This is a genomic window from Pseudomonas sp. AC229 (assembly GCF_979254655.1).
This window is the reverse complement of record NZ_CEEDHK010000017.1, coordinates 62,295-72,460: the sequence shown is the minus strand read 5'-3', so window position 1 is coordinate 72,460 and position 10,166 is coordinate 62,295. Positions and strand designations below refer to the sequence as shown.

General features: G+C 59.9%; 10 protein-coding genes. 9 read left to right on the top strand and 1 reads right to left on the bottom strand.

What is annotated here, in order from left to right; all coding sequences use genetic code 11:
• The first annotated feature begins 13 nt into the window (after positions 1-13).
• Genes AC0IW7_RS21730 through fabI form a run of 3 tightly spaced genes read left to right on the top strand, consistent with a single transcriptional unit; the run spans position 14 to position 3,499 of the window.
• Positions 14-1,033 (top strand): ABC transporter permease, encoded by a 1,020-nt coding sequence (locus AC0IW7_RS21730; protein ID WP_471820874.1) that lies wholly within the window; start codon positions 14-16, stop codon positions 1,031-1,033.
• A 1-nt stretch (position 1,034) separates the two neighbouring features.
• Positions 1,035-2,675, top strand: coding sequence for an ABC transporter ATP-binding protein (locus tag AC0IW7_RS21725; protein ID WP_471820772.1), 1,641 nt, complete (start codon positions 1,035-1,037; stop codon positions 2,673-2,675).
• 29 nt (positions 2,676-2,704) lie between these two features.
• Positions 2,705-3,499 carry an enoyl-ACP reductase FabI gene (gene fabI, locus AC0IW7_RS21720; RefSeq protein WP_463382405.1) on the top strand — a complete coding sequence of 265 codons (795 nt, stop codon included), beginning with the start codon at positions 2,705-2,707 and terminating at the stop codon, positions 3,497-3,499.
• A 240-nt stretch (positions 3,500-3,739) separates the two neighbouring features.
• Here fabI and AC0IW7_RS21715 read toward each other — a convergent pair whose 3' ends face one another.
• Entirely contained in the window at positions 3,740-4,039 is a 300-nt protein-coding gene (locus AC0IW7_RS21715; RefSeq protein WP_471820770.1) for a DUF2288 domain-containing protein, read from the bottom strand.
• 366 nt (positions 4,040-4,405) lie between these two features.
• Here AC0IW7_RS21715 and AC0IW7_RS21710 point away from each other — a divergent pair, with 366 nt between their 5' ends.
• The 6 genes from AC0IW7_RS21710 (at position 4,406) to AC0IW7_RS21685 (ending at position 10,159) form a co-directional block, all read left to right on the top strand.
• The gene (locus AC0IW7_RS21710) at positions 4,406-5,518 is read left to right on the top strand and encodes a branched-chain amino acid ABC transporter substrate-binding protein (protein ID WP_463541847.1); all 1,113 of its coding nucleotides are present in this window, start codon (positions 4,406-4,408) and stop codon (positions 5,516-5,518) included.
• Positions 5,519-5,884: 366 nt separating this feature from the next.
• Complete coding sequence (gene livH, locus AC0IW7_RS21705; RefSeq protein WP_122453355.1) at positions 5,885-6,808, top strand: high-affinity branched-chain amino acid ABC transporter permease LivH; 924 nt, start codon at positions 5,885-5,887, stop codon at positions 6,806-6,808.
• Positions 6,805-8,076, top strand: coding sequence for a high-affinity branched-chain amino acid ABC transporter permease LivM (locus tag AC0IW7_RS21700; RefSeq protein ID WP_122453356.1), 1,272 nt, complete (start codon positions 6,805-6,807; stop codon positions 8,074-8,076). The genes livH and AC0IW7_RS21700 overlap by 4 nt, the downstream gene beginning before the upstream one ends.
• Positions 8,073-8,840: a high-affinity branched-chain amino acid ABC transporter ATP-binding protein LivG gene (gene livG / locus AC0IW7_RS21695; RefSeq protein WP_122453357.1), complete on the top strand. Its 768-nt coding sequence runs from the start codon at positions 8,073-8,075 to the stop codon at positions 8,838-8,840. The genes AC0IW7_RS21700 and livG overlap by 4 nt, the downstream gene beginning before the upstream one ends.
• 2 nt (positions 8,841-8,842) lie before the next feature.
• Positions 8,843-9,544: an ABC transporter ATP-binding protein gene (locus tag AC0IW7_RS21690; RefSeq protein ID WP_471820768.1), complete on the top strand. Its 702-nt coding sequence runs from the start codon at positions 8,843-8,845 to the stop codon at positions 9,542-9,544.
• Between the two features lie 306 nt (positions 9,545-9,850).
• Positions 9,851-10,159, top strand: coding sequence for a BufA1 family periplasmic bufferin-type metallophore (locus AC0IW7_RS21685; RefSeq protein ID WP_471820766.1), 309 nt, complete (start codon positions 9,851-9,853; stop codon positions 10,157-10,159).
• The last annotated feature ends 7 nt before the right edge of the window (positions 10,160-10,166 follow it).

The following is a 10,166-nucleotide window of genomic DNA, read 5'->3' as shown; positions in this document are numbered from 1 at the left end:
CATGGGCACTGCATTGAAAATGTCACCCCTCAACCGTCGCCGCTTCGAACGCCTGAAAGCGCACAAGCGCGGCTGGTGGTCGCTGTGGCTGTTTCTTGTGCTGTTCGTGGCAAGCCTGGGCGCCGAGCTAATCGCCAACGACAAACCGCTGGTGGTGCATTACGACGGCGGCTGGTATTTCCCGGTATTCAAGCGCTATCCGGAAACCACGTTTGGCGGCGAATTTCCGCTGGAAGCGAACTACAAGAGCCCGTACATCCGCGAACTGATCGCCGAAAAAGGCGGCTGGACGCTGTGGCCACCGATTCCGTTCAGCTACTCCACCATCAACTACGACCTGAAAGTGCCGGCCCCCGCGCCGCCCTCAGCGGACAACCTGCTGGGCACCGATGACCAGGGCCGCGACGTGCTGGCGCGGGTGATTTACGGCTTCCGTATTTCCGTGTTGTTCGCCCTGACGCTGACCATTTTCAGCTCGGTGATCGGCGTGATCACCGGCGCGTTGCAAGGCTTCTATGGCGGTTGGGTCGACCTGCTCGGCCAGCGTTTTCTGGAAGTGTGGTCGGGGCTGCCGGTGCTGTATCTGCTGATCATTCTTGCCAGCTTTGTGCAGCCCAACTTCTGGTGGCTGCTGGGCATCATGCTGCTGTTCTCGTGGATGACCCTGGTGGACGTGGTGCGCGCCGAGTTCCTGCGTGGCCGTAACCTGGAATACGTGCGCGCCGCGCGGGCGCTGGGCATGGAAAACGGCGGCATCATGTTCCGCCACATTCTGCCCAACGCGATGATTTCCACCATGACGTTTATGCCGTTCATTCTCACTGGCGCCATCGGTACGCTGACCGCGCTGGACTTTCTCGGCTTCGGCCTGCCGGCCGGCTCGCCGTCGCTGGGTGAACTGGTGGCGCAGGGTAAATCCAACACCCAGGCGCCGTGGCTTGGCATCAGCGCCTTTGCCGTGCTGGGCCTGATGCTGACCCTGTTGGTGTTTATCGGCGAGGCTGCTCGCGATGCCTTCGACCCGAGGAAATAACATGGGCCAGACCCCTAAAACGCCGCCAAACACCGCGCCGGAAAATCTCATTGAAGTGCGCGACCTGGCCGTGGAATTCACCTCAGGCGCGAGCCGTCAGTGCGTGATCCAAGGCTTGAACTTTGATATTCGCCGTGGCGAAACCTTGGCGCTGGTTGGCGAAAGCGGCTCGGGCAAATCGGTGACGGCGCACTCCATTCTGCGCCTGCTGCCCTACCCGCTCGCGCGCCACCCGGCCGGCAGCATTCGCTATGCCGGGCACGACCTGCTGACCGTCAACGAAAAGAAACTCCGGCACATCCGTGGCAACCGCATTGCCATGATTTTCCAAGAGCCGATGACCTCGCTGAACCCGTTGCACAACATCGAAAAGCAAATCAACGAAGTGCTGGCCCTGCACAAAGGCCTGACCGGCAAAGCCGCGACCAAGCGCACCCTGGAATTGCTCGAACTGGTGGGCATTCCCGAGCCGCACAAACGCCTCAAAGCGCTGCCCCACGAATTGTCCGGCGGGCAACGCCAGCGGGTGATGATCGCCATGGCGCTGGCCAACGAGCCGGAGCTGCTGATCGCCGACGAGCCGACCACGGCGCTGGACGTCACCGTGCAGCTGAAAATTCTCGAACTGCTCAAAGATTTGCAGGCCCGCCTGGGCATGGCGCTGCTGCTGATTACCCACGATTTGAACCTGGTGAAACGAATTGCGCACCGGGTATGTGTCATGCAGCGCGGAGTGATCGTCGAACAGGCTTCATGCGATGAACTGTTCGACAATCCGCAGCATCCCTACACCCAGGAATTGCTCGGAGCCGAGCCCAGCGGTTCGCCGGTGGCCAACGCAGCCGGCAAGCCAGTGCTCGAAGTCGAAGACCTGCGGGTGTGGTTTCCGATCAAGAAAGGCGTGCTGCGCCATACGGTCGATCATGTGAAAGCGGTGGACGGCATCAACTTCAGCCTGCCCCAGGGCCAAACCCTGGGCATTGTGGGTGAAAGCGGTTCCGGCAAATCTACCCTCGGGTTGGCGATTTTGCGGCTGATTGGCAGCAAGGGCGTCATCCGCTTTCAAGGCCAGGACATGCACGGCCTGACCCAGCATCAAGTGCGGCCCTTGCGGCGGCAGATGCAGGTGGTGTTTCAGGACCCGTTTGGCAGCCTGAGCCCGCGGATGTCGGTGTGTCAGATCATTGGTGAAGGGCTGCGCATTCATAAGATGGGCAGTGAAGAAGAACAGGAGCAGGCAATAATCGATGCACTCCTGGAGGTAGGTCTGGATCCGGAAACCCGGCATCGCTACCCCCACGAGTTCTCCGGTGGGCAACGGCAGCGAATCGCCATCGCCCGGGCACTTGTGCTCAAGCCGGCGTTGATTCTGCTGGATGAACCCACCTCGGCACTGGACCGTACCGTGCAGCGTCAGGTGGTGGAATTACTGCGATCGCTGCAGCGCAAGTACAACCTGACCTACTTGTTCATCAGCCATGACCTGGCGGTGGTCAAGGCGCTGAGTCACCACTTGATGGTGGTCAAGCAAGGTCGGGTGGTGGAACAGGGGCCAGCCGAAGCCATCTTCGCCGCCCCGCAACACGTATATACGCAGCAGTTGCTGGAGGCCGCTTTCCTGGTCCCAGCCACTGCCGATTAATCCTTGAAAGCAGGAAGAGGAATAACACCATGGGTTTTCTCGCCGGTAAGCGCGTACTGATCGTCGGTGTCGCCAGCAAGCTGTCCATCGCATCCGGCATTGCTGCCGCCATGCATCGCGAGGGTGCTGAACTCGCCTTCACCTACCAGAACGAAAAGCTCAAAGGCCGCGTGGAAGAATTCGCCGCCGGCTGGGGCTCGAACGCCGACCTGTGCTTCCCGTGCGACGTGGCCAGCGACGAAGAAATCGCCAACGTGTTCGTTGAGCTGGGCAAAAAGTGGGACGGCCTGGACGTGATCGTTCACTCCGTCGGTTTCGCCCCTGGCGACCAACTGAACGGCGACTTCACCGAAGTGACCACCCGTGACGGTTTCCGCATCGCCCACGACATCAGCGCCTACAGCTTCGTGGCCCTGGCCAAAGCTGGTCGCGAAATGATGAAAGGCCGCAACGGCAGTCTGCTGACGCTTTCGTACCTGGGCGCCGAGCGCACCATGCCCAACTACAACGTGATGGGCATGGCCAAAGCCAGCCTGGAAGCGGGCGTGCGTTATCTGGCCGGCAGCCTTGGCCCGGAAGGCACCCGCGTAAACTGCATTTCGGCTGGCCCGATTCGCACCCTGGCGGCGTCCGGCATCAAAAGCTTCCGCAAAATGCTCGCCGCCAACGAAGCGCAAACGCCACTGCGCCGCAACGTGACCATCGAAGAAGTCGGCAACGTCGGCGCCTTCCTGTGCTCCGACCTGGCGTCGGGCATCAGCGGTGAAATCACCTACGTGGACGGTGGTTTCAACACCACGGCCATGGGTGCCATCGAAGAGTAAGAACGTTGGTGTGAAGAAGCCGCTCGATTGAGCGGCTTTTTTTTGCGTTTTTGTAGGAGCCACCTTGGTGGCGAACCCTGCGAACGGCATTCTCGATCACCGCTTGCACGCCCCTCTCCCCAGCCCTCTCCCGCAAGCGGGAGAGGGGGCCGAGCGAGTGGCGTCGCTGGCAGTCGTCACCCCTCGCCCGCTTGCGGGAGAGGGGCTGGGGGAGAGGGGCCGTTGATCGTTGTGATCGCTCTACCCCCGCTCCTGAACCAACACCCAAGGCGCCACCACCACAGCCCACAGCGTCGGGTCACGGTCGAGCAGATCCTGCGCCACCTCTGCTTCCACCTTACTCACCACGCCACCGGCCAACCATTGCGCCACCTGGGCGCCGTTGTCTTGCGCAAAGCCCATGGCCACTTCGATCAAGTCACTGCCCGGCGCCACCCACAGCAAGGCGCCACGGGCGAAGAAGGGTTGCAGTTCCTGCCAGGTGATCGGGGCGGTTTCGCCTAGCAACTTGGCGTAAAGCGGGTCAATGGCGTCGGTCATTAGGGGCTCTTTTGTTCGACAAGATGTAAATGGCGGCCAAGCCGCCGGGCGGCAATGATAGCGGCGTTTGCCGGCGGAACAAGATCGGCCTGACGCTCTGCCCAGCAGCGACGACACGCCGTTTTTCTATACATTTATTTCGATTTAGCGACATTGCCTACAGACAGCATCAGTCGCCGCTTTTCAAGGCACAAATCGGCACTCTAAACTCCGCCGTTAAAGTTGCCAGGGCCCTCGTATTCAAAGGGACTTAGGGCCGGGGATTTCGCCTGGCGCCGCAGCTTAGGCCAACAGGGCATGAACCGGGCGCGCAGTACGCGTGATCGGGTCTTACAAAAAAACGAAAAAACATAAGAGTGGAGCACTATGAACAAGGCTACTAAGCAACTGTTTGCAGCCATGGCTATGGCCGGCGTCGCCAGCTATTCACTAGCAGCTGACACCATCAAAATCGGCCTGGCTGGCCCGGTTACCGGCGCGGTCGCTCAATACGGCGAGATGCAGTTCATCGGTGCCAAAATGGCTATCGAACAAATCAACAAGGCTGGCGGCGTAAACGGCCAGCAGCTCGAAGGCGTGGTGTACGACGACGCTTGCGACCCGAAACAAGCCGTGGCCGTGGCCAACAAAATCGTTAACGACGAAGTGAAATTCGTGGTTGGCCACCTGTGCTCCAGCTCCACTCAGCCGGCTTCGGACATTTACGAAGACGAAGGCATTCTGATGATTACCGCGGCCTCGACCAGCCCGGAAATCACCGCCCGTGGTTATCAGCTGGTGTTCCGCACCATCGGTCTGGACAGCCTGCAAGGCCCAACCGCCGGCAACTTCATTGCTGACCACATCAAGCCGAAAACCGTTGCGGTCATCCACGACAAGCAGCAATACGGTGAAGGCATCGCCACCGCCGTTAAGCAAACCCTGGAAGCCAAAGGCGTGAAAGTCGCGTTGTTCGAAGGCATCAATGCCGGCGACAAAGACTTCTCGGCCATGATCTCCAAGCTGAAACAAGCCAACGTCGACTTCGTTTACTACGGCGGCTACCACCCAGAACTCGGCCTGCTGCTGCGTCAGTCGGCTGAGAAAGGCCTGAAAGTTCGCTACATGGGCCCAGAAGGCGTGGGTAACAAAGAGCTGTCGGCCATCGCTGGCCCGGCTTCCGAAGGCTTGCTGGTTACCCTGCCGAAGTCGTTCGACCAAGACCCGAAAAACCAGGCCCTGGTTGAAGCGTTCAAAGCCAAGAAAGAAGACCCGAGCGGTCCTTTCGTGTTCCCGGCTTATGCAGCGGTACAAGTGATTGCCGAAGGCATCAAGAAAGCCGGCGACACCGACACCGCCAAGGTAGCGGCCGCCCTGCGCGCCAACACCTTCAACACCCCGACTGGCGACCTGAGCTTCGACGCCAAAGGCGATCTGAAAGACTTCAGCTTCGTGGTCTATGACTGGCACGCTGACGGCACCAAAACAGAAGCCAAGTAAGTAACAAGCCGCAACCCGAAGCCCACTGCACACGCAGTGGGCTTTGTTTTAAGAGGTAAACGGGTCCACGCTCAGCCACAAGCGAATGAGCGCCACCCACGCGAAAGCTTCAAAACCCCAATCCCCAGCTAAATAGCAAGGCAGACCGCCACTGGCAGGTCTGAGCGGCGCGAGCCGACCCCGCACGGGGCGAAGCACAAGGCGTGCTTCGTGATGGAAGCGATTGACCACACCGCTTGGCTGGAACCCCAGCTAACTGTGCCCACACCGAGTGGATGCAGCCGTAACCGGCCTGCAGGGAACATCTCGACCTGACAGAGCTATCGAGTCGCGCAACAGGTTTTGTAAGTTTTCAGGAGAGTTCTGATGCCTGACATCTACCATTTCTTACAGCAGCTGGTTAATGGCTTGACCATTGGCAGCACGTACGCCCTGATCGCCATCGGTTACACGATGGTGTACGGCATTATCGGCATGATCAACTTCGCCCACGGTGAGGTGTACATGATCGGTTCCTACATCGCCTTTCTGGTGATCGCCGGCCTGACCATGATGGGCCTGGACAGCCTGCCGATCATCCTGATCGCGGCGTTCGCAGCCACCATCATTGTCGCCAGCGCCTACGGCTACAGCATTGAACGGGTCGCGTACCGACCGCTGCGCGGCAGCAACCGTTTGATCCCGCTGATTTCGGCAATCGGTATGTCGATATTTCTGCAGAACGAGGTCTTGCTCGCGCAGAACTCGAAAGACAAAGCGATTCCAAACCTGATCCCCGGCAACTTCGTATTTGGCGAGAGCACCATGAACGGTGTGGTCATCTCCTATATGCAGGTGCTGATCTTCGTCGTCACGTTCCTGGTGATGGCCGGCCTCACGGTGTTCATCTCCCGCTCCCGCCTGGGCCGCGCCTGCCGCGCCTGCGCCGAGGACATCAAGATGGCCAACCTGTTGGGCATCAACACCAACAACATCATTGCCCTGACCTTCGTCATCGGCGCCACCCTGGCGGCCGTTGCGGCGGTGTTATTGGGCATGCAGTACGGCGTGATCAACCCGAACCTGGGCTTCCTCGCCGGCATCAAGGCCTTTACCGCCGCGGTACTCGGCGGCATCGGCAGCATTCCGGGCGCCATGCTCGGCGGTCTGGTGTTGGGTGTGGCCGAAGCGTTCGGTGCCGACATTTTCGGCGACCAATACAAAGACGTGGTGGCGTTCAGCCTGTTGGTGCTGGTGCTGTTGTTCCGCCCGACCGGCATTCTCGGTCGCCCGGAGGTTGAAAAGGTATGACCAGTTCTATTAAAGCCAAACAGCTCAAGACGGCGTTTTTCAGCGCCCTGCTGGTGCTGGCCGTGGCCTACCCGATTCTGGGCCTGAAGCTGAATATCGTCGGCATCAAGCTGGAAGTGCACGGCGCCAGCGCGCCGGTGCTGTGGACCATCTTCGCCTGCGCCATCGGCATGTTCTTCTGGCAGTTGTTCCGCAGCCAGTTGGGCAATGCCTGGGACGCCGTGCCGAAAGTGCCGGGCGTGCCGTCGTCGGCCACCAACTTCCTGACCCTGCCCTCGACCCAACGCTGGTTCGTGCTGGCCCTGGTGGTGGTGGCGCTGGTGTGGCCGTTCTTCGGCTCGCGCGGCGCGGTGGACATCGCCACGCTGATCCTCATCTACGTCATGCTCGGCCTCGGCCTGAACATCGTGGTCGGCCTGGCGGGCCTGCTCGACCTGGGTTACGTCGGCTTCTACGCCGTCGGCGCCTACAGCTACGCCCTGCTTTCGCACTACTACGGCTTCGGTTTCTGGCTGTGCCTGCCGATTGCCGGCCTGATGGCGGCGCTGTTCGGCTTCCTGTTGGGTTTCCCGGTGCTGCGTCTGCGCGGCGATTACCTGGCCATCGTCACGTTGGGTTTCGGCGAGATCATCCGCATTCTGCTGCGTAACCTCACCGAGCTGACTGGCGGCCCGAACGGCATCAGCAACATCGACAAACCGACCCTGTTCGGCCTGAGCTTCGAGCGCAAGGCGGCGGAAGGCCTGCAAACCTTCCACGAATACTTCGGCATCGCCTACAACTCGATCTACAAAGTGATCTTCCTGTACCTGGTGGCCTTGCTGCTGGTGTTGGTCGCGCTGTTCGTCATCAACCGCCTGCTGCGCATGCCCATCGGCCGTGCGTGGGAAGCGCTGCGTGAAGACGAAATCGCCTGCCGCGCCTTGGGCATGAACCCGACCGTGATCAAACTCTCGGCTTTCACCCTCGGCGCCTGCTTCGCCGGTTTCGCCGGCAGCTTCTTTGCCGCGCGCCAAGGCCTGATTACCCCGGAGTCGTTCACCTTCCTGGAGTCGGCCACCATTCTGGCCATCGTTGTACTCGGTGGCTTGGGCTCGCAGCTGGGGGTAATTCTGGCCGCCATCGTGATGATCCTGCTGCCCGAACTGATGCGTAACTTCAGCGAGTACCGGATGCTGCTGTTCGGTGCCCTGATGGTGTTCATGATGATTTGGCGTCCACAGGGCTTCTTGCCCATGCAGCGCCCGCACTTGGAGTTGAAGCAATGAGCCGCCCGATTCTTGAAGTAAGCGGCCTGTGCATGCGCTTCGGCGGTCTGCTGGCCGTCAACGGTGTGGGCCTGACCGTGCAAGAGAAACAAGTGGTGTCGATGATCGGCCCGAACGGCGCCGGCAAAACCACGGTGTTCAACTGCCTGACCGGTTTCTACAAACCCACCAGCGGCACCATCTTGCTCGACGGTGAAGCCATTCAGGGGCTGGCCGGCCATGAAATCGCCCGCAAGGGCGTGGTGCGTACGTTCCAGAACGTGCGCCTGTTCAAAGACATGACCGCCATTGAAAACCTGCTGATTGCCCAGCACCGGCACATCAACACCAACTTCCTGGCCGGTCTGTTCAAGACTCCTGCGTTTCGCAAAAGCGAGCGTGAAGCCATGGAGTTTGCCGCGCACTGGCTGGATAAGGTCAACCTCACCGAGGTCGCCAACCGCCCGGCCGGCACGCTGGCGTACGGGCAGCAACGCCGCCTGGAAATTGCCCGCTGCATGATGACCCGCCCTCGCCTGCTGATGCTCGACGAGCCGGCGGCCGGTCTCAACCCGAACGAAACCGAAGAGCTCAAGCAGCTCATCGGCGTGCTGCGCGATGAATACAACGTCACGGTGCTGCTGATCGAACACGACATGAAACTGGTCATGAGCATTTCCGACCACATCGTCGTGATCAACCAGGGCACACCGCTGGCCGATGGCACTCCGGAGCAGATTCGCGACAATCCGGAAGTGATCAAAGCCTATTTGGGGGAAGCGTAACCATGCTGTATTTCGACAACGTTTCCACCTTCTACGGCAAGATCCAAGCGCTGCATAACGTCAACGTGCAAGTGCACAAAGGCGAGATCGTCACCCTGATCGGCGCCAACGGCGCCGGCAAGTCGACCCTGCTGATGACCCTGTGCGGTTCGCCGCGTGCCGCCAGCGGCAGCATTCGCTACCAAGGCGAAGAACTGGTGGGCCTGGAATCCAGCGAGATCATGCGCAAAAGCATTGCCGTGGTGCCTGAAGGCCGCCGCATCTTTGCCCGCCTGACCGTTGAAGAAAACCTGGCCATGGGTGGCTTCTTCACCGACAAGGGCGACTACCAGGAACAGCTCGACAAAGTGCTGCACCTGTTTCCGCGCCTGAAAGAACGCTACAACCAGCGCGGCGGCACCATGTCTGGCGGCGAACAGCAAATGCTCGCCATTGGCCGTGCGCTGATGAGCAAGCCGCAACTGCTGCTGCTCGACGAGCCATCGCTGGGGTTGGCGCCGATCATCATCCAGCAGATTTTTCAGATCATCGAACAGCTGCGCAAAGACGGTGTGACCGTGTTCCTGGTGGAACAAAACGCCAACCAGGCGCTGAAGATTGCTGACCGTGCGTATGTGCTGGAAAACGGCCATGTGGTGATGGAAGGCACGGGTGAGTCGTTGTTAACCGATCCGAAAGTAAGAGACGCCTACCTGGGTGGCTAAGCGATCGGCTGCGCGTCGGCGGGGCTGCGTTAAAACAGGTTTTTAAATGCTCATTGGCTACAGCCAACTGCGCTTTAAAAACCTGTTTTGCCTTGCCCCGCTCTAGCTCGCTCGATCTGGATCGGCGTGCGAAAAGCCCAAGCTCATTTCCCGCCTAAAATTCGCGATGCTTCTGATCTTCATCCCCGCCATTCAGAATTAGTGAAAATAATTTAATCCCCCCTGTAACACCCCCCCGCCTCGTTTCTCTACTTCACTAAGCAGGCCACTACGGCTTGTTTCCTCCCACTGAAGAGAGACACATCCATGAAAAACAAAAACCGCCCTCTGCATACCGCCGCCCTCGCTCTGGCCTTGGGCAGCGCATTGAGCATTGCCGCCGCGCCGATGGTTGCCCATGCCGATGACAGCAAAGGCGAAAAATGTTTTGGCGTTTCCATGAAGGGTAAAAACGATTGCGCAGCAGGCGCGGGCACCACTTGTGCTGGCACGTCCACCAAGGATTACCAAGGCAGCGCGTGGAAACATGTACCGGCCGGCACCTGCGAAAAAACCGCCAGCCCAACCTCGCCGACCGGTTTCGGTCAGATGGCAGCGTTTAAAGAAAAAGCCTAAGTACGCG

What these genes read in the sequence shown, in the direction of transcription:
- AC0IW7_RS21725 (WP_471820772.1), top strand. Translation starts at nt 1,035, where the DNA reads ATGGGCCAGACCCCTAAAACGCCGCCAAACACCGCGCCGGAAAATCTC.
- fabI (WP_463382405.1), top strand. Translation starts at nt 2,705, where the DNA reads ATGGGTTTTCTCGCCGGTAAGCGCGTACTGATCGTCGGTGTCGCCAGC.
- AC0IW7_RS21715 (WP_471820770.1), bottom strand. Translation starts at nt 4,039, where the DNA reads ATGACCGACGCCATTGACCCGCTTTACGCCAAGTTGCTAGGCGAAACC.
- AC0IW7_RS21710 (WP_463541847.1), top strand. Translation starts at nt 4,406, where the DNA reads ATGAACAAGGCTACTAAGCAACTGTTTGCAGCCATGGCTATGGCCGGC.
- livH (WP_122453355.1), top strand. Translation starts at nt 5,885, where the DNA reads ATGCCTGACATCTACCATTTCTTACAGCAGCTGGTTAATGGCTTGACC.
- AC0IW7_RS21700 (WP_122453356.1), top strand. Translation starts at nt 6,805, where the DNA reads ATGACCAGTTCTATTAAAGCCAAACAGCTCAAGACGGCGTTTTTCAGC.
- livG (WP_122453357.1), top strand. Translation starts at nt 8,073, where the DNA reads ATGAGCCGCCCGATTCTTGAAGTAAGCGGCCTGTGCATGCGCTTCGGC.
- AC0IW7_RS21690 (WP_471820768.1), top strand. Translation starts at nt 8,843, where the DNA reads ATGCTGTATTTCGACAACGTTTCCACCTTCTACGGCAAGATCCAAGCG.
- AC0IW7_RS21685 (WP_471820766.1), top strand. Translation starts at nt 9,851, where the DNA reads ATGAAAAACAAAAACCGCCCTCTGCATACCGCCGCCCTCGCTCTGGCC.